Origin of the sequence: Candidatus Thiosymbion oneisti (assembly GCF_004359955.1) — a bacterium.
GTDB classification, from domain to species: domain Bacteria; phylum Pseudomonadota; class Gammaproteobacteria; order Chromatiales; family Chromatiaceae; genus Thiosymbion; species Thiosymbion oneisti.
The window spans coordinates 104,920-124,989 of record NZ_SMSC01000008.1; the positions used below are offsets into that span (position 1 = coordinate 104,920).

Here is a 20,070-nt window from a genome sequence, read left to right on the forward strand (position 1 = left end):
GAAAACTGCATCGGTGGATGCGAGAACAGGCGCCCCCGCAGTATCGACATCTCCGCCGGCTCCCGCGGTCAAGATCTGCCGGACAGATGGTTCCGAGCTGGAGTTGTTTGAGGCAAACGGTCTCGCAGACATTGTCCTCGTCGGTCGGCGCAACGACACTGGTATCGTACCGGGCTATTGGTTCGATCCAGGTGTCGCTGTGCTTGACCGACAACCCTATCACCTGGACCTGTCGGAAAGCCGGGGTCGCCTGCTGCCGGTCGAGTTGCCTGTTACGGAATGGCAAAGGTTGTCGACAAAAGAATCCGAGATTTCCCCAGACACATCGGAGAAATCCGTGTTGCCGGTTCGTTTTCCGGGGTTGGACCGGGTACCGAGGGTCGTGCCGGGGAGCGATAACGCCGATACTGCACCCAATCGCATCAATATCCTGGTGATCGGCGATGCCCCAACGGTAGAGATTTCCGGCTTAGCAGTCGTTGAGGATGCCCTGCGTGAAGAGAACCCGGACTTCACCTGGGGTGTATTCTGGCACGATGTAGCAGCGGACGGTAGCGTCGCCGAACCCGAGTCATTCAAATCCCTCATGGCGCTAATGATGTACGTGCAGGGGCTTGCGGCTGAGAAGCGATCACCGGCACTGCTTCGTGACCCTATGGATTTCAAACGCTTCCTCGACGGCATGCGTAACGCCATTGTCGGTTCCAGCCGCACCCTCGACTATGTCTTTTGGGTCAAGCAGGGTTATCCCGTCCCACTCGATGCACCGAGTCGGCTCAAGACCCTGATCGATGAGGTACATCGGAAAGCGCCTATCCCTCACTTTCCTGACGGTAGACCGCGTAAGTGGTTACGTATCATCAGCGGTTACACACCGGGGGACAGCAAGGCCCTGATCACCGAGACCATCGCCAGATCCAAGCACCATCCCGGATATTACGAAGAAGAGCAGGACACTAGCGGCATACCTCGACAGCTACTCGGTGCCGATCGCGTCGATTCCGTCGTCATAAGCCTCGTGGGTATTGGCCGCGCCAAGCTGGAGGGATCGACGGAGGCAGGTTACTCGGCCGAGGGTCTGCATCTGGATGCGGCGGACAGCTTCTCAGAACTCTCTTTCCTGGTCTCAAGCGCTTCCCTACAAGAATTGCGTAAGTCTCTAAGTGCCGCGATAACCGCGATTAAACAGCTGGCTGATGGCGGGAACCCCGAGGAAATAGCCGCAGATTTCGACGCCAAGTACGACGTGACCAAGTTGCTTAAGTTACCACGCTCGAATGCCGATGGTCGGGTGCGGGGGATAACCTATGACGCGAAAAGAGATTCGGATCGTCTGTCAAACCGCCTGAAAGCAATGGAACCGGCGCAGCAAGACGCCGCAATCGGCTTGCTGACCCGACTCAAAACCGGACTCGAGGCCGCGTTGAAAACCAAAGAACGTGGCGGCTGTACACACATCTTGTTGCCCGACGAGGGGTTAGGCTATATGGCTCATTTACCTAAAGAGTGACTGGGTTGCACTCGATGTTACGTCTTTGGTTTGTGCTGATCGGACCGTTCCTCAACGTATCAGGTCTGCGTATGCTACCGGTCGGTATCCATACCCTACTTCCGCTTTGACTCCTGCTTGCGAGAAGGGTGAAAAGTTGAGAGAGGCTGACACACACGATTGGAGTAAAACATGTCACGTGAACAGATAGCTGAAGTACTCGATAATCTTGTTCTCGACGGACTGGTGGACTCGGACGCCGACACCTTACAGAGTTGGGCGCAAGACTGTTTGCGAGCGCCGACTAATGCTGGTGTGGGGACAGTCTTAAGTGACGGTAGGGACGAAGAGAGGGGAAATCCATTTTCGAACACATTGGAACAATTGCGTGAAAAATTCTGCAAGGATGGGTCTATGAAAGAACAATATCGCAAGCGCTTTGAAAAAGTAATTGCCTTTCTAGGTGCCTTTACTATTACCGATATCGCTTCCGGCATCGATCCTATTAACGATCTCCAGGCGGTTTACGAACGAGAGAAAGGGTCCATGGCGATGATGGGGCGGGACGAACTTATCATTCTGGGCGAAGAACTCCAGATAATAATCGGCAATAGCATCTCGGCAGCATTAAGTGGAGACCCTCTTCAGACAACACGATATAGTTTGCTTGTCCTTGCGTTCATGGCTAAAAAAGGATTAGATCGGGTGTGTTCGACGGGATAACACACACTATTGCCATTGCTGGATATGAATGAGACAGCCTATGAAATTTTTGCCCGTTGATATCACTTTCGAGGTTGAAGAGGGGAACTGCCTTGTCATCGTTACAGATGACACTGGACATAAACACCCGCATAGCGTTTCGAGCGTTGACAAATTTACTCAAAAGTTTATTGCGTCCGACGCCTTTAAACGGGTACTACGCGGACTCCATTCCGGAAATGAGTATGGAGGTAACCGACCTACCATCGACGCAGCGAAGCACTATACAGAGATATGCGGAAAGGAACTCTACAAAGCATTCTTGTCGGCGGTAGCAGACGACCTGATTGAAAGTGCTGGAGGAAGGTTCTGTCAGTTTGTTCTATCCATACCGCCGTCGTTACAGTGCCTTCCATGGGAGCTGCTTTACAAACCCGATTTCGGCTATTTAGCGATTGAGGGGTCGTTGATTCGAAAACCGATAGAGGTACCGCCGAACCGCGATGCACCCAGAGGCCCCCTACACCTAGTTCACAGTTTCAATGAGGTAAAGCCCGATTGGCTGATCCCTGATATGCCCCCATTTCTCAATACAGTGGTCGAGAACGCAAGCGAGAACGCAAGTCAGCCAGAGAATGTTTGCATTAAAGTGAAGCCCTTTAAAAATGACCCTCTCAAGAAGCATCTTGGTTGGTATTCCTCTCTAGCAACCAATAAATCCCGGAGGCTATCATCTTCTCGATCGGGGAATTTCGCCTGTGGTGTGATGATAATTACACACGGTATAGTTAACCGTGAAGAAAATGGAACAAATTACGAAGGTCGCTTTATCATACGAGACAATCGGAAGAGAGGTGAGCAATTTGGATACGATATCGGCCGGCCCAGGTGTTCATCCCATATTCTCAATTATCTCTTGGATAAGGCAATTGCGGACAGCTCCCGATTTCGGCTGGCGGTCCTGAGCTCCTGTTATAGCGCTGCCGCATTGGGTTGGGATGTGGATAAGAGCCCTAATTTACGGGACTCTATAAGGCCTACCATGGTAAAGTTTCTCGAACGCAGTGATATGTTGATAGGCATGCAGTACAAAGTCAATTTCTGGGCCGTCTATATGCTGCATGCAATCATCTTGGATATCATTACGCACTGTAATGATCCAGGCTATTTGTGCGGCCCTTATCCGTATTCATATGCAGATCTTCATAACCATTTTGATGTTGTGATGACACTAGCCCGGCGTTGTATCAAGGATCCGGATGAAGCGCACTCACATCTACCAACATGTATCAGGGTCGGTGAAAACGACGACGAGCCTGGACAATACTACAATGAGCATTGTCACTTGCATTGGTGGGTGCCGACGCTTTACGCAAACGGGAACGAAGATTTGGCACTGTTTTCACTCCGCCCGTCCGCAGATAAACCATCGTTCCTAGATCGGTATAAAGCTTTGTTCCGCACGATGGGCAGGAGGCTCTGAATATGGCTGCCAAGATCATTGCAATCGTAAGCCCAAAGGGTGGTACGGGTAAGACCATCATCGGGGTACACCTGGCAGCCATGTTACTGGCATCAGGGCGTCGGGTGCTCATGGTTGATTGCGACGTGGCGACCGCAGGACTCTCAGTCTACCTTCGGCCAACGTCGGCGACCCGGTTTGTCAGCCCGTTGCGTCACTGCATCATCGACGCATTCGACGCAACCATATCTCCGAGAGACACAGAAAAAGGTAACACCGGTGAACCACTCCAAAAAACAGATTCTCCGGTGATAATGCTTCGACCTCGGATGATATCGCCACGGGTATTCGAGGATGTAGAGAAATACTTGCCTACGCGGTGTCGATCCGCAGGTTCGGGTGAGATCTCCTCGACGATTGGTATACTCTATCCTTGTGCTCAGCTTTGGGGGCAGGAGCCTTTTCAAAGTAATGCGACCAAAAAACAGTTCTCCAAATTCTTTTGCTTGCAGGTCGTTCGGATTGCAGACTCGGACGAGTTCGACTTCATTATCGTCGATACCCGTGGTGGAGCGGATTTCATTAGCCTAGTGGTCGCGGCGCACGCAAACCATCTGGTGTTCGTATCCGAGTATAACCCAACGTCTGAGAACCAGTTTCATAACCTGGCGCAACAGATCATCAGCACACGACCGCTGGTCGACAAGCACTGTACCATGGATCACGACAAAAAACCGGTTTGGCCAAAAGAAGTTACAGTAGTAGTGAACAAGGCCCTATTGACACGAGCTGCACGGGGTTGGGCACAGCGATTGATCAAGGATGTTTTGCCGCAGAACGACCCACAGGGCAAAACGCTGTTTCTACCGGCAGATTCCTATGTCATTGCCTTGGAGGACTCGGTCGTCGAGTCCTATTACTCCAACGGCTTGATCAGTCAGGTTTCTCCTGGTTCGCACTTCGCACTTCAAATAGCAAACATCTCTAAGCGTGTTTTTGATTTAGAGAATTGGCCTAAAGGAACGGACTCGGAGGAGGATCAGAAGCAACGTTTTACGTGTTTGATGTCGGATGCCAATAAGCAATATAAGCGACAACGATGGCTACGCCGGGTATTAGACATCAGCCCCTTCATTACGATCGGTCTGAGTACCTTTCTATTGATTCTCTTCTTCCTAATTAATCGCTCTGGTGATGTGCTGAAGCCTTTTGGCGTACTGCTATGGGAAGCGATTCTCTGGATGATTCTCACGGCTGTTGTGATTCCCGGAGTCCTCGCATTGCTGAGAATCTTTACCACGTTGAAGATGGCGATTTCTCGCCATCGGAATATGGCATTCAAGCCCCCTGCGCGCCGGTGGCTGGTGGTGTTCTCTATTCTTGTTTTGATATTTGCCTTAGTGGTTGGTCCGCCGAGCATGCAATCGCCCACACTCGTATCAGAAGTGCGGGAGCATGAGGAAAAGAAGAAAAAGCTGGAGCAGCGTTTAAAAGAATTGACTGAGGAGAAGGATAAAAATTGGTCCGGTACGGCAATGGGGTTATTTGAAGCGGCACCAATACTTGGACTTGGGGTGGAGGCTAAACCGACGCGGATTATCGAACGTCTGCTCAGCAGGGAATTGAGGGCACAGGGGTATCCGTATTTTTATCGAGACCTGGTCCCGTCGCCGGGAAATACCCAATCGGACTGTCGGTCACCTCGTACTGCTGAGGGAGATGGGGTAGGTCCGGATGTGTCGGAGATCGCTATTACCGATGCTACTCGTCGTCTGCGGGATTTGGGGGAGGGTGCGTTCGAGTCCGGGCATTACCAGTGGGCCAGGAAATTCCTTGAAGCAGCATGGCGGGATAGGGAGAGATGTCAGTGGGTGATTCCTGAGCACATGGACGCAAGCATCGTTTATTTGGTTGCCTGCTATTTGCGGATTGGTCAAGAGGACGATGCAAAATCGTTAATTGAGGCTGCCGACCGGAAATGGAAATCCACGACAGACGATACTGCTGGTATTGCGGCGAAGGCCCGCTTGCAAGCTGAAGAATTTAAGATTCTGGCTACTAAGGCAAAAGAAGGTTTGAACGACGGTGCGCAATCTGAGTTGGATGATCTATTGATACCCATCAGGTCTGTATTTGGGGAGAAATTTCAATGAGAATTACTGTAGGCACTGTTTTTTTGTTGGGCCTGATCTCATCCATTTTAGTCCCCGAGTCGGTTGCACAGCCGCAGTCACTAGATAAGCACAATATCGGGCAAAAGTCGTCGGTACCCCAAGGGATAACCGTTCAGTCCCCTCCTTTAGATCCTGACCTTAAAACCGAGAAATCAAAGGATCATGTCCACATTGAGCGGAAATCCGGAGAAGGGACTAAGCGGTTATCCCAAGAGTCGGACTCGCAAGAGAAACCAAAGTCAAAAATTCCGAAAGAGATACAAACTGAGATTGACCGGTTGAGAAAGTTGGCAGAGGCGAATCTTGGAGAAAAGAGTCAAGAGGCAGCCTATAAACTGGGTTTGATCTTTGATCGATTATTTAAAATCCTTCAGCAAAACGAATTGCGGGACTGTAAACAGGCGGTTGACTGGTATAGGCGTGCTTTTCGGGCACCAGGCGGTCATGTTGGGGCGTGCGAGCGACTATCAGCACTTCAATATCGAGACGATTGCGGGCTTGGTGCCCCCTCGGCTGATGCGGATAACAATAAGTTCAATTGCACCAAGGCACCTTATTGGCAAGAGACACGTCTGCAACATGTCATCAGGCAGAACGAGACGATCGAGATATTGCTCCCGGAGGTATTGATCGGCGGTCGAATGCCGTATCCTGAAGAGCAAATCAGTATCAAGCCCTACGATCTACCGTCTTGGTTGGAGTGGAAGGAGGATGAGAAGAAAATAACGGGTATCAGCAAGTTTCCCAAGGAAACAACGGTTTCCTTCGTGGCAGAATATATGGGACAGAAATCCAGTAAGCTGCAGGTGGCTTTGGTAGTGCCTGATTCTGTTAATATTGGACTTAGTGACGATCCGGCTATTTATGACAACCATAGTCGTCTGTCTGACGTGTTGCGTGAGCATGGACTCAATCCAGTGGGTAAGGAAAATCAAAAATCTGCTTTAAGGGCAATTCTGACAAAGGAAGATCTCCCCGGTGCGATTGTGTATGCGGACCTATTATCTGAAGAGAGCGTCAAAGAACGCTATTCGAATAGGATAGAGGTTGCCGCACCATTGTATGATGTCTTGTTGCATCTCATTATCCGTAGCGATGATTCTTTATCGGAAATACATGACAGCGGGGAATTGGCGTTGACGAAGCAATTCGGGGTATTAGGGAGGAGGGGTGGGAGCGAGATCCGCGTGCTCAAAAAGGCGTTGCCGATACAATCAACCGATCTCTCCGGTAATGTCAGACATCAAGATAACCTAGATGAATTGATAGGATTGCTATCCAAGGGAGATATCGATGTCGCAGTGGTTCTATCAGGCTATCCTGCTCAGGGACTCAACAGGTTACTCCACAACCAGGAAAATGAGCATAGCCACTTTAAGGCCCTCGACCTAAAGCTACGACATTTCTCGCTTAAGAAGGCAACAATGGATCCGCAGGATTATCCATGGCTGGATGCCCCAGTGGACACAGTGGCAACGACTGCTGTTATGGTGCAATTCGAGTTCAGCCAGCTACGAACCGACGAAATTGTCGGAAGGGGTCTTGCCCGATGCCGGCGATTCGTTTCATTGCCGGAAAAGTTGGGGGTTTTGCGTCCGCCTGGTACAAAGTCCTATCTAGTCACGCAGGGAAATAGTGGTAGCCACCGTGATTATTTAGAATTAGAAAATATATTAGATGGATGGAGGCAGGCAGATTGTGGTGAACGCTGGAAAAGGAATACACCATAGGAGTGCTTTTATAGTTCAGTCAGGGTTTCGATTGTTCCATTTGGAGCAACAACCCATCGATGACGACCCACAAGGGCACGGCAAACCATTCCGCGTCGTCTAATGCAAAGGCCGGCGGGATTGCGAGCTCGGGGGTATCCGCGAGGTCCGGCAAGAGCGTGATAAAACCGTAGTCGTTCGTAAGCCTCACGAGATAGTCATGATCGCTCGGTGAGGGCTTTGGGGGTCGGGTCCTTGTATCCGGTTCAGCGGCGAGAGATATCCCTAGCGCAGGGCTGGATGGGTGGGAGGCATTCACAAGCTCGATGCCGAGACGTGTCGCGGACTGGCCAAGTTCCGGTTCCAGCTCAGGTGTGAGTTGTACCAGCGTCAGCTTGTCGATCTTGGTCCATGATGCCGGATCCAGGGAGACATCGCCTCCGGCGGCCACGACCACGGGCACTCCGTTTGTGTTTCCCCGAATGCGTGTTACCGCCGAGTCGAATCCCACATTGATGAGGTTGTGGTTGGATTCGACTGGACCAGGACGGTGTTGCCAAGTGTGGGTGGCCAACTTTGATAGGGTCGAGAGCTCTGCTGCCCGGTGGCGCCCATCGCCGTCTATACCGATGATCAGGACTCGCGGTTTGGATTTGCGCGATGCCGCCACAGCCTCGAGCCGGCGCATGAGCGGCCTGACGAAGCCTGCGGTCGATCCACTCAGATCCAGCAACAGGATCAGGTCCGCCTGCTGCTGCAGGCGGAGACGCCGGTAGTCTTCCACCGCCGCGTTCAGAAAGGGTACCAACACGCTGGCGACGCGCAGTTGGACAGTATTCAGGGACGTTTGCAGCACATCCTGGTGGGATACCGGCAGGCGAATCTTTCCGAACTCTCGGCGCGAGATGACCTCCTCATAATCGGGCGGCGCCTTGGCGGCGGAATCCTCCGATAGATGCGCGTTGAGATCCTGTTGGCTGCGCCAAAACCGGATCCTGGGGCGCTCCGCCGCCTTGGTATCTTCCTGTGCTACCACCCAGCTCGGGGTGTCGGTCAACAGAACCTGGGAGCGTCTGGCCCAGTGCGGAACATGGTCGATACAGAGCCGCACCGCCTGGTCTTCGACGGCGAGTACCGGGTACTTGTTGCCGAACTTCACCTCGGTATTGCGGCCCGCTTGCAACCTGTCGGTAGCGAAGGTCTCCATGGGACCGACCCGCGCGAAGGCATAGCGGTCGCCGTAAAACCTGCCACAGTCGTTTGCCGCAGGGGCCACGGACGGTAGGACGCAGAAGATCAGACGGATGGCGAGCTGAGCGGAAACGGCCGCTTTCCGGAGCATCGAAGTCATCGCGGTACCTAGTACAGCAGTGCCGAAGTACCGATAACATCGGTTCGGTTCTTTGATGGGGAATTTTTTTGCCGCAAATGAACGCGAATGAACGCAAATCGGTCGTAATCGGCTCGCCATCCTCGACGGTTCTTAATCTCATTGCATTTATTTGCGTCCATTTGCGTTGATTTGCGGCTAATTTTTCCGTGAAGAGCTTGCCTGCTCAATGTTGTCGATAGTTGAGAGCATCCGTACTAGTCGGCAGGCGTCGGCAGCAAGAGGAATCCGGTGTAGCTACCGCCCCGATCGACGCGTAGCTCCCACTGTTCGCCGAAGGCCTCGCGTCGGCAGATACCCATGTTTGTGTCCCTGCGGCACCAGACCAATGGGGTCTGGCCGGGCGCGAAGTAGGGGCCGAGTGTCGGATGTTCGGCCGCAACGGCATTGATGTCCCCGAGACTGCCCACCTCCGGCAGCGATGCGATATCGACCAGTTCCGTCGGATTGCCGATCCGTGCGACCTTTCCCTCGGCATTGGGCACCATGTCCCAGGTATCGGACAAGGGCGTGCGGCAATCGCCTCCGGGTTGCCGCTCGATATCGAATGTCAGTTTCGGGAGCGAATCCCTTAGGGTCTCGAGGCGAGTGGACATGGCCCTCGCGGAAGGCTCGGAGCTTGCGATCACGCTGGCCTTCAACCCGCCGTCCCCGGTCGAGAGGATATCGACCCGCTCGCATGGACCCGGCTCGACGACTGCTCGAATCAATACCTTTATTTGCTCCGACGCCAATCCACCGCGCAGCTTTTCAGCCGCCTTGGCACGGCGTAACTCCAGCGCCTGGGCCCGGCGTTGCAGGTTGGCGAACCGTTCACCGATCGCGGCTCGCCGCAGAGGTTGTTCCAGTGACAGCAGGGCGGAGGCAAGGTTGTCGGACACGGTTGTCCCTCTGACTCCTGGCGCTTGACTTGCGAGCAATGCGTGGGCTGCGGATCGAATATCCGCCAAGGCCGCGCGCGCTGGTCCGCCCGAGCATCTCGCGATTGTGCGTTGAAGTTGAGCATGCTCTTTTTTACAGGAGACCAAAAATTTTTGGACATAGCGGTACCCTTCGATCAGGGCCACATGCCTGCGTTCGTCACAATTCTCCTCTGGTATACCGATTGCCGGTTGCCGAGCACAGGTTGCGCCAAGTTGGTCCAGGATGCTCAGGATGTCGAACCCATCGTAGCGCGATGTGGCATAACCACCACCCGGAATCGCCGTCGTCAGGTGGACCCTGGGCTGCTGGTCTACAACAAGCCAGTCCTGTATTTGGAGCAGCTCGAGCACGGAACGCACATGAACCCCGGAAAAGGGCAAACGGCGGTCATTGACGACCAGCTGCACCTCGCTGTCGGCATAGGTGCCGACAACACCGATGGACAAACGGTTGCCATCGGCAAGCCCGAAACGAAAACGCAGTGGCTCGATACCGCCACGATAGGCATCCGGCTGAACGGAAATTCCACATGCCGATCCCACGCTGGGATCCCGAGCATCTGTTGCGGCTTCACAGGAGACAACACCGATCAATAAACCCAGGATCGCTGCTCCAGCCAGGATGAATGGATACCTGGGGACATAGAACATGGGTCTGGGATTTTGGTAGGCGGCCAAAGCGTGGCGCCAAGCTCAGTCGGCCTTCGCCGGTGGGTGATGCTCGAACGGACCTGGTTCCGTCTCAGGTTCCTTCGATCCGGGCTTCGTGGTGCCGGCCGATGGTGGCGGCGGTGCCTTTGGCGATACGGCGGGTGGCTTTGGTTTTGGAGCTGGTTTTGGGGGTGTACTGGGTCGCCGGCCTCGGCTCCCGCTCTTTTTGTGCTTATTACTTTTCTCGTGTTTCTTCTTTTCCTTTCTTTTCTTTTTCTTGGGTTTTTTGACCGGGGTCTCTTCCCGCTCGCGGCACTTATCGAGCCTGGAACTGGTAAGGAGCGATCGGTTAAAACGGTCATCGGGATCGAGTTTCACTGCCTGCTCATAAGCCGCCGTAGCCCCTCGGCAGTTGTTTGCCAAGAACTCTGCCAGTCCCAAATAGCGGTACGCAGGTGCGGAACTCGGGTTTCGGCCCAATAAGGCCCGAATCTGTGTCTTCGCCATGTTGGGCCGCTGGCGACGCAGGTAGATACGAATCAGGTCGAGTCGAGCCTGTTCATCATCCGGGTTGAAATTCAAGTATTCCAAATAGGTCTTCTGCGCTGCCGCCAGATCGCCCGCCTTGTAATAGGACTGGGCAACACAGCGCTTGGTCGTCAATTTCTGCCGGTGCCGATCCGTAATGATAAGTGCACATTCCCGCAACACTCGGGGATCATCGATCGCGGTGATCACTAACCGCTCGAGATCGGATGGCGTGGTGACGCAGCCCGTCAATACTGCCAGTAACAGGGTGACACCAATCGCCCAGATGCCGGGGAAACACCGGCAAGTTGCTCCCTCTGGGCGGGCTTGCCGTAAGCTTCGAGCCGACCCGGCGCGGTTATCGAATCCGCCGGGCCTTCTACCTCGCCTGCCGATCCAAAACCGGAGAGTGCCTAGTGCTTCGTACATGCCGGATGGTTGAATGTCACAATTGGCCGGGTTCGACATGTCTGTTGATTGTGATGTCGGGCTAGCACCATATTTCATATAATTTTTCTGGTTGTCGTTTCGAGCGCAGCGAGAAATCCTTGTCCCGACGGAGGAGGGATCTTGTAACTTCAGGGGTTGCTTTGTCGCTGAAGATCTCTCCCTTCGGTCGAGATGACAGAAACTGGTTTTACCAGAGAATGTTGGTGAAATAGTGCCGTAGGCTGGGTCGAACCAGGGACGGTGAAGCCCAGCATTGGCCGCTGGGTTTTGGCCATCCCTGGCCGCAACCCAGCCTACATTGGTCGTCCCTGGTCGCGACCTAAGCCTACAGGCTTGATTTTTGGAATGATTCGGCTTATTGAGAACGCCCCTAGAGCACATAGTCCAACGGGATGTAGTAGTAGTGAATGCCATGCTCGGTACCCCAGATCCAATTGAATTTCCGGGCGCGCCCTTCCTTCGCCTGCCAGACGTGCAGACGCTTGCCGAATATGATGTCTTCGGTCCCGCCATCTACGCGCTGTCCTCTCTGGGCCATACGCAGCAAGGCGGATTTCTTGCAGATCCGCTCGCTGAATCCGTTCCGTTCCCCGTGATCGGCGTGCTTGAACCAGTCCACGAAGCCGTCGATGTCCTTTGCCAGCAATTCGGAGAACTGCTCTTTAGGCACATGCAGGCGTTTGGAGAGGAAGTCACGGATATTGGTCTCGTCCTGGCGTCCGGCCAGCTTGGGTACATCGCCGGTCACGCTGCGCAGGGTGGCCATCATGGCGTCCTTTATCCGGTTGAAATCCGGCGCAGTATCCGACAGTGTCTCGCACAGGTTCTCCGCGGCCGCGACGATCTCCGCCATCTCGTCCGGTTTTACCGAGAGCCAGTAGGCCCAATCCGGATCCTGTGGATCTTGCCGAATCCAGCCCTCGCGCCATAATGGACCACGGCTGAAGACCGTGCGAATGTCCTGGTCGTCCATCCCCAGGCGCTCTTTTACGTACTTCTCTTCCAGGATCGCACTGGGCCCGGCGTCGGGCGGCACGATCTCGTCCAGATCCTCGCCGGCCCCGACCCTGGCCAAGACCTCCGGTATCTTCTTGCCGGCAGCAAGAATGGCGAACAGGTTGTCCTTGACCGATTCGGTGATCTGCGCCAGGGTCTCGTCCCTGGTGGCCGCATCGTAGGCACGTCGGGGCGGGATCCCCCACCCGCCGGTCAGCGTGAGGATCTGCTCCGCCTGCTCCATGAACAGATCATTGTAGGGCGCCTGGTAGTTGCCCCGGACATTGATGGCCGTCCACACGCTCTGCTTGCTGTGTTTCTTCAGGGCCGCGACGACATCACGCTCGGTGTAGGCCGGGGGACGGTTACCGGTCATCCCTGGGCCGCGGTTGGGGTGGTCACCGATCCAGATCACCAGGTGCCAACCGGCCGTGTCGTGCCAGGCGGCCTCTTTCACGGCCTTGACTAAGGCGGCGAAGGCTGCATCCGGCAGATCGGACATATTGTCGATAAAGCTCCCGGCACGCGTCAGATACTCCAGCTGTTCTTCGTTCTTGGTGCTACCGAAGGGGATTACCCGCGCGAATTGAAAGCCCCTGCCGCCGCTGCTGCGTTTGAGGAAATCGCCATAGACGACCACCGAGAAGCGTAGCTTGATGCGGTCGCCGGGATCGGTCTCCCGTAGGAAGGCACGGATGCCCTTGACCACCGGCCCGAAGTATTTACCCATGCTCTCGGTGGCATCGATGACGAACAGGAAATCGATATTCTCGGCCTTCCAGAGCTCGTCGCCCAGCTCGGCGCGTTTCAGGGCAGTGGCCTGGGCCGAGATGCAATGCCCGCTGCTGTCGCAGGCCGTGCTTGGAAAGGCGATCTGGTGCAATATCACAGGCGGCTGTCCCTGGACGATGGTATCTAATAATGGAAAGCGCCGGATGTTTCGATCCGGCGGCTCCACCCCATCGCCCTTCTTGGCGAACCAATCGCGCCCCCGTTCGGCCTCGCTGTTGTTTTCGTAGATATGGATATCGTCCTTGCCCGGCATGTAATACACATTGACCAGGCTGCTCCAGGGGATCACCTCGTCGGCGCGTACCCAACCATACAGGTATTGCTTGACACCGCCGTCCGCGGTGGCGCGCTCACCACCGACGAAGAACCAGACCTCACCGTGGTGCTCGGCATAGTCGAACACATTCAATACATTGAAGATACGCAGAGTGCTGTAGGGTTCGGCGTCGGTATAGCGGTAATAGACCCGGGCCCCGGTAGTGGTATCGGCATCCGGGTCGTCTTTGTCGAAGCGGTTGCGTATCAGCACCTTGGCATCCAGGGTAGAGCCACGTCCCGTAAAGCCACCGATCCCGTCGGCGCGCAGGGTTTCGATGGGGAGCGGCTGGTTGCGGTCTACGGGCAGCAGAGCGTTCTTCTCGATCCAGCCGCAACGGGGGCCGCGCTCCGTGGTGAACTTGACCAGATGGCTGTTCAAACGGCCCTGGTTCCAACGCAGCACCGTCACCTCGCTCTGGAAGCGGAGCGACAGCCCGGACAGGGCCTTGGTGAGCTCGTCGTCCGCGAATATCTGGATCTCCGGCAAGATCACCTGCCGCGCGGCCGAGCTGCGCAGCTCCGCGCGATACTCGCGAAAGGTACGCCGTTCGCCACCGGATGTAATCTCCGAGCAGGCGCCGTCCGTCGCGATATGTGGTGGCAGATCGGTGTCTTTCGTTTCGATAGCGGGTGGAGATGAAGGCAAAGTGGGCTCTTTTGCCGGAGAAAGGGAAGTTTGAGGCCGTGGTTCGGTTGGTGCTGACTTGGAGGTTGAGTGGGTACCGCCGGAAGGCTTTTTTATACCAGGCGGTGCGGCAGGGGTGTTGCCATCGGTTTCTTCCTTTTCTTCACTATGGGTCACCGTCGAATACGGCCCCAGATTGCCGATCCTATACATCAACATTGCGACCAGGGCACTGACACCGAGGAACACAGATAGGCCTATGACCCGACCCTTTTGCCATGGTGTCCTTGTACGCCTCCCTGAGTCGTCCCGAACCGACCTCGGCGGTCGAGACGAAACGGGCGGCGGCGAGGATGGGCTGGCAACCTCAGAAACGTCCGTCAAGGGTTCTCGAGGGGCGTTTAGTCCAGGTGCCGGGTCCAGTAGTGACGGATCAGGTAGTGACGAGGACGGCCTACCAATCTTGGAGATGTCCGCCAGCAGGGCTTGAAATGCGGCGGTGTCCCGTGAACCCTCCCAACCCGCCAGGCTGGGGGTGTGGATCTGATAGAAACGCAGGGGGAGATCGATCTCCTCGTCGATCCGAATGGAAATGAGCTTTTCGTGGTTCTGCGCCCAAGCCGCTTCCGCACGTACCCAATGTGAGATAACCGAGTCTCGCGACCAAACGACGATGACACACCATACCTGTTTCAGCGCGGCCTCGATGCGTTGGTCGACGTGCTCACCGGCGCGGACCTCCGGATCCCACCAGATCCGGTAGCCCTCAGCGGTCAGCGCATCTACGAGGGGCTTGACCCGTGGGTAGTCCTGTTGGGAATAGCTGATGAAGATGTCGACCATGTCCTGACGTGCCCGTCTCGTGGTCCTCTTGTCTGGTAGACGCGGAGCGCAATACCATTAAGATTCCTTGAGGGACCCGAATCTTTACAAATGAGTCGAGCTTGTGCAATGCAGAAAAGTCGAGTGCGGGATAGTTTCGGCCGCCCTCTCCTCTGCTTTAAAATGAGAGGTTAGCAAAGGGCTGGGTTTGTCCCGACGGAGGAGGGAGCTTGACCCGTGCCCAACACCGTTGTTGGGCACGTCCACCGTCCATCGATGCGGTTCGGCCATCCCTGGTCTCACCAGCATCCTACGGGCTTTGCCCAACCTTGGACGGTTCTCAGGGTAGCCTTTTCCACCACACTGTCATTCCGGGTGGGACCCCACAATTCAGTCGTCCAGGGATGGCAAACCGGCGGCACCGCACAGGCGCCGAGTCTTTTCTCGGTGTAACAGGAAATGAGCGCCGGTGCCTGGAGCAAACCTCGGCGGTTCCTGCAACTTGCCATCCCTGGCACCTGGATTCCGGCGTCCCAGCCGGAACGACGGTCTGATGTTCTGGAGTGCGCCGATAGAGCGGTGCAATATGCTCGGTCCCAATCCAAAGCGGCATCGGGTCCGTGAAGATCGAGGGTCTCACTCTTCACTGTCATTCCGGGTGGGGACCCCACAATCCAGTCGTCCAGGGACGGCAAACCGGCGGCACCGCACAGGCGCCGAGTCTTTTCTCGGTGTAACAGGAAATGAGCGCCGGTGCCTGGAGCAAACCTCGGCGGTTCCTGCAACTTGCCATCCCTGGCACCTGGATTCCGGCGTCCCAGCCGGAACGACGGTCTGATGTTCTGGAGTGCGCCGATAGAGCGGTGCAATATGCTCGGTCCCAATCCAAAGCGGCATCGGGTCCGTGAAGATCGAGGGTCTCACTCCTCACTGTCATTCCGAGTGGGGACCCCACAATCCAGTCGTCCAGGGATGGCGACTCGAACATTACAACCGACTTTCGTTTTTCTTCCGGTCCTATCAAGTGGAAAAACTGCCTGCTGTATACATCCTCGCCAGCCGTCAGAACGGCACCCTCTACATCGGCGTGACCAGCAATCTGGTCAAGCGAGTATGGGAGCACAAGAATAATCTGGTGGCCGGGTTCACAAAACGCCACCGGGTGCATATGCTGGTTTACTACGAGCGGTTCGATACCATGCTCGATGCAATCGCTTACGAAAAACAGATCAAAGGTTGGCAAAGATCTTGGAAGCTGGAATTGATCGAAGCGAAGAATCCAGACTGGCAAGACCTGTGGGAAGATATCTTGCCGGGAGCTGAACATTGATGCCTACGTCAGATGTTGGAGAGCTCCGCAACTTGCCATCCCTGGCACCTGGATTCCGGCGTCCCAGCCGGAATGACGGCCTGAGGTTTTGGCGTGTGCGGGCAAAGCTGGCGCGGCATGGTCGGATTGGAGCGGTATGTGGTGCCACCGATCTTTTGCCGGAGGACAGGCATTATGTTCCACACGCGGCACGGCGACGGGGCTGTGGTCTTTCTCCGGCTCTCACGCGAGAGCGCGCGGCAACGAGCTAAAAATTCACGACTCGTCGGTCTGAGGCAGAGCCTCGCTAGGTTTTGCGCGCAGCTTTCGGAGTCGATCCATAATGCAACTGATTCACTCTGCCACCTGAAAAATTACCACTACCCGGACATGAATTACTCCGTAATCAACATGGGTTGAGAGGGGATGAAGGGGCTCGATTGCAGGCACAAGGCGAACAGCTCCTGGGCATGGGCGTCCGACGAGACGCTGGTGCGGACGCGGTACAGCAGGGTTTGGTCTCGGGTGATCTCGGTGATTTCGGTCCGGAAGCCGCAGGTGTCCACGGACTCCACCACGCGACGGGCGCGTGTCCGGTCCCGGAAGGCGCCGATCTGGTAGGTGAGGGGTGCCGCCCGTTGCTCCCGAATGTTCACGGACCAGCAACCCACAGTATCTTTGTACAGGATCCGGCTATCGAGCCCTTGTGCCACGAGCCGCTCTAGCTGTGCCCGCGCCTTGGTCTCGGTGCCGTAGCAGACTACTTGCTTATAGCCGGGAATGGGTTGGTCCCAACGCTGTCCCTGCGCAACTGTCGGCAAGCCGAGCGACAGCAAGAGTGCAGCGCCGGTCATAGTCCAGCTCGAGCTTCTAATCGGTCGCTCCATGTAATTTTGTTGGTTGTCATTTTGACCGGGTTGTCATTTCGACCGAAGGGAGAAATCTTATGTGCCGGAAGCCTTTGCCAAGCCAAAGATCTCTCCCTTCGGTCGAGATGACAGGACTGGTTTTACCATAACATTTTGACGAAGCAAGGCACGACTCTTCGCCTCAATCGGGCGAAAATCTACCTTAAGAGGCTGTCTAAAAACCAACCCATTGATTTTGCATGATATGAAGTGACTGAGGATCGAAATAAAGCCCTTGATCCCCCCTCTCCCCAGCCCTCTCCCCCAAGGAGGGTGTCGCAAAAGCCCCTCTCCCGCCGGGAGAGGGGTTGGGGAGAGGGGGTCAAAGGGCGAAGATCGATACCTTTTGCGACACCCTCCCAAGGGGGCGAGAGAGCGAGCCGAGCATTACTTGCGATCTGGTTGTCATCGCCTATCCTGCTTTCAAGACCTCGGCAACATAGCGATTCTGCCGCCACCAGAGCAGCGTGAGCACCAGACTCACGCCTACCGACAGCAGCCAGACCGCCGCTGCCGACAAGAGGAAGGGTCGCCACAGCGTCTGCGCCGAGAGTATGAGGTCATTGAACCGCCACCAGACATCGCCGCCGAGGAGATCCGCCAGCAGCAACGCCGTTCCGATACTGGCCACCGCCAGCAGCCAGCCGACGCCGATTTCCACCAGCAAGATGCCGAACATAAAGCGTCGGCTCATACCGAAGGCCTTCAACAACGCGAAGGACTGGGCATTGGCGCTGAGATAGTGCAACACCGACATGGCAGTGAGCATGGTCAACAGCAAGCTGATCAGCGCGAGAAACCCGCTGACGATGCCCTTGAAGATACCGGCGGTCTCGACTAGGCGGCCGATCTTCTGCAGGTTCTCGGCGACGAAGATGTAGCCTTGGTCGATAAGAAAAGCGCGCAATGACTCGGCCTGGTCGCTGGAGAAATAGAGCGCGATGTGGGTCGGATCACGTACCAGCCCGGCGCCGCGGCCCAGGGCCAGCTGGAAGGCGTCGTAGGTATAGTTGGGAATAAAACCCGCGAAGCGGTTGCGCTCCCAGTTGGGCACCTCGTCCAGTACGCCGTAGACCTTGAGCTCGATCGGTTCCGGCCAGCCGGCCTCGAACAGGCATAGGGTCTGGTCCACTACCTGGTCCATCTCGTCGATGCCGAGCGCCTGTACCTGCTCGGCGGCGAGGAAGATCTGATCGTTATAGACCGCCTGCTGGGCGTCGATGAACCCCGCCAGCGACTCCCCACCTCGCCCGCCGCTGCCTGCCAGCAGCCGGACCTGCGACCAGATCGGCTCGCGCTGGTCGGCGGTCAACAGCAGCACGCTATTGGTAGCGCGCTTCGGACACCGGCCGTTGTCCGCCAAGGCAATGTTCCAGCCGCGGGCATAGATACGGCCATAGGCCGCATCACCGGCCTCGCAGCTGGCCCGCGGAGGGACGCCGACAGCTGGGGTATCGAAGTTGTCCCAACCGTCCTCGCCTACGGGTTCGGGCAGCGATGTCGCGGCCGACACGGGCGCCGCCGACCAGGGCCGCTGGGAAAGGCACTCGAGATCGCCGTAACAGGCGCCACGGCCACTGCCGCGGCTGGTCTTGATGATGACATGGCAGTTGCGCGGATCATTCACCGAACGCTCGAAATGGGCATCGACCAGGTCGAAGATGGCCAGGCCGGAGGCCCCCAGGATGGTGATCAGGATCAGTGCCAGCACGGCGCTGCGCTGGCCGAAGCTCGCCAGCCAGCCGTAGGCCGTGCGCAAAGGGCGACCGCGGGCGGGCACGCCGCCCACCGACAACACCGGGTTCACCTGCTCGCGAACCGCTGCGATCTTCTGGGCCGGATGGCGCGAGAACACCTCCGACAGGCCCACTTTGAGGACGGTACCGAGCCGCACCGCGGTACCCTGCCAGCGACCGGCCTCGGCGGGCTCCCCGGGTACGCCGGCGCCGGTGGCGAGTCCGGCGAACGGCGGCGGCGCATCCGCAGCCATGGCCGCTTTGTCGTAGGTCCAACGCTCTAGGGTCTCGACCCGGTGCTCCAGATCGGACTCCGGATCGCCGGGCAGACACACCGGATGTAGCGGCGCATCGTTGTCACGGTGCAGTACCAGCACGGCGTCGGCGATGGCCGCGGCCAGACGCAGGGCGTGGGTGATCCAGAGCACGGTCCGGCCCGGATGCGCCGGGTCGCGCACCCAAGTCCGCAGCTGCTGCATGATACTCACAGCGTTGCGGTAGTCCACATTGCTGGTGGGTTCGTCCGCAAATATCAGCTGGGGGTCGTGGGCCAGGGCGCGCACGAAGGCGATACGCTGCGCCTCGCCGCCGGAGAACTTCCAGGCCCGTTCCTCCAGCTCGCCGCCATCGATACCCACCGCAGCGAGCCTGTGGACCAGCTCCTCGCGTCGCGTGGGTCGGCCCTGCTGGGCCGAGGGCAGGGCCAGGTTGAGCGCGGCGCCGGCATTATTCAGCAAAAAGCCGGATTGAAAGACGAAGCCGACCCGCGCGCGCGGAAAGGCGCCGGGGTGCTCGGCGATGTCGATGGGGGGGCCGCCGAGATCGAGCCGGATGTTCGGGGGCGTCGCCAGTCCGGTTTGATGCGGGGTCCGATCCGGGGCGTCCAGGCCCGACAGCAAATTGAACAGGGTAGTCTTTCCCGTGCCCGACTCGCCCACCAGCGCAAGGATACCGCCGCGGGGGATGGTGATGGGCCCGAACCGGACGCCGTGGCGGCTAACGCCGACCGCCGTTGGCTCGTCATCGCGATAAGACTTGGCCAGTGCGCTGGTCCTGAACAAAAACGCTTGGTCTGCATAGTCCATC

At 56.6% G+C, this 20,070-nt stretch carries 12 protein-coding genes; 6 read left to right on the forward strand and 6 right to left on the reverse strand.

From position 1 onward, the window contains the following. Positions 1-103 precede the first annotated feature (103 nt). From E1958_RS06145 to E1958_RS06165, 5 genes are all read left to right on the forward strand, one after another. The gene (locus E1958_RS06145) at positions 104-1,510 is read left to right on the forward strand and encodes a hypothetical protein (RefSeq protein WP_133511092.1); all 1,407 of its coding nucleotides are present in this window, start codon (positions 104-106) and stop codon (positions 1,508-1,510) included. Between the two features lie 171 nt (positions 1,511-1,681). Further along, complete coding sequence (locus tag E1958_RS06150) at positions 1,682-2,212, forward strand: hypothetical protein (protein WP_133511093.1); 531 nt, start codon at positions 1,682-1,684, stop codon at positions 2,210-2,212. A 40-nt stretch (positions 2,213-2,252) separates the two neighbouring features. Continuing rightward, entirely contained in the window at positions 2,253-3,674 is a 1,422-nt protein-coding gene (locus E1958_RS06155) for a hypothetical protein (RefSeq protein WP_133511094.1), read from the forward strand. A gap of 2 nt (positions 3,675-3,676) precedes the next feature. Next, positions 3,677-5,806 (forward strand): AAA family ATPase, encoded by a 2,130-nt coding sequence (locus E1958_RS06160; protein WP_133511095.1) that lies wholly within the window; start codon positions 3,677-3,679, stop codon positions 5,804-5,806. After that, on the forward strand, positions 5,803-7,557 hold the full coding sequence (locus tag E1958_RS06165; protein ID WP_133511096.1) for a TAXI family TRAP transporter solute-binding subunit: 1,755 nt from the start codon (positions 5,803-5,805) through the stop codon (positions 7,555-7,557). Before E1958_RS06160 ends, E1958_RS06165 begins: the two co-directional genes overlap by 4 nt. A gap of 19 nt (positions 7,558-7,576) precedes the next feature. Here the strand turns inward: E1958_RS06165 and E1958_RS06170 are convergent, their stop codons facing one another. The 4 genes from E1958_RS06170 to E1958_RS06185 all read right to left on the reverse strand — a co-directional run bounded on the left by E1958_RS06170 (position 7,577) and on the right by E1958_RS06185 (position 15,052). After that, complete coding sequence (locus E1958_RS06170; RefSeq protein WP_133511097.1) at positions 7,577-8,887, reverse strand: hypothetical protein; 1,311 nt, start codon at positions 8,885-8,887, stop codon at positions 7,577-7,579. A gap of 236 nt (positions 8,888-9,123) precedes the next feature. Further along, positions 9,124-10,392, reverse strand: coding sequence for a hypothetical protein (locus E1958_RS06175; protein WP_133511098.1), 1,269 nt, complete (start codon positions 10,390-10,392; stop codon positions 9,124-9,126). 150 nt (positions 10,393-10,542) lie between these two features. Next, complete coding sequence (locus tag E1958_RS20185; RefSeq protein ID WP_165741845.1) at positions 10,543-11,238, reverse strand: tetratricopeptide repeat protein; 696 nt, start codon at positions 11,236-11,238, stop codon at positions 10,543-10,545. A 610-nt stretch (positions 11,239-11,848) separates the two neighbouring features. Beyond that, positions 11,849-15,052 carry a toll/interleukin-1 receptor domain-containing protein gene (locus E1958_RS06185; protein WP_133511100.1) on the reverse strand — a complete coding sequence of 1,068 codons (3,204 nt, stop codon included), beginning with the start codon at positions 15,050-15,052 and terminating at the stop codon, positions 11,849-11,851. A 1,003-nt stretch (positions 15,053-16,055) separates the two neighbouring features. Here E1958_RS06185 and E1958_RS06190 point away from each other — a divergent pair. Continuing rightward, positions 16,056-16,361 carry a GIY-YIG nuclease family protein gene (locus tag E1958_RS06190; RefSeq protein ID WP_133511101.1) on the forward strand — a complete coding sequence of 102 codons (306 nt, stop codon included), beginning with the start codon at positions 16,056-16,058 and terminating at the stop codon, positions 16,359-16,361. Positions 16,362-16,735: 374 nt separating this feature from the next. On the opposite strand, the gene E1958_RS06195 is transcribed toward E1958_RS06190, so the two are convergent. Then, complete coding sequence (locus tag E1958_RS06195; RefSeq protein ID WP_165742405.1) at positions 16,736-17,194, reverse strand: SPOR domain-containing protein; 459 nt, start codon at positions 17,192-17,194, stop codon at positions 16,736-16,738. A 466-nt stretch (positions 17,195-17,660) separates the two neighbouring features. Beyond that, positions 17,661-20,069, reverse strand: a complete 2,409-nt coding sequence (locus E1958_RS06200) for an ATP-binding cassette domain-containing protein (RefSeq protein ID WP_165742172.1) — start codon at positions 20,067-20,069, stop codon at positions 17,661-17,663. Position 20,070 lies beyond the last annotated feature (1 nt).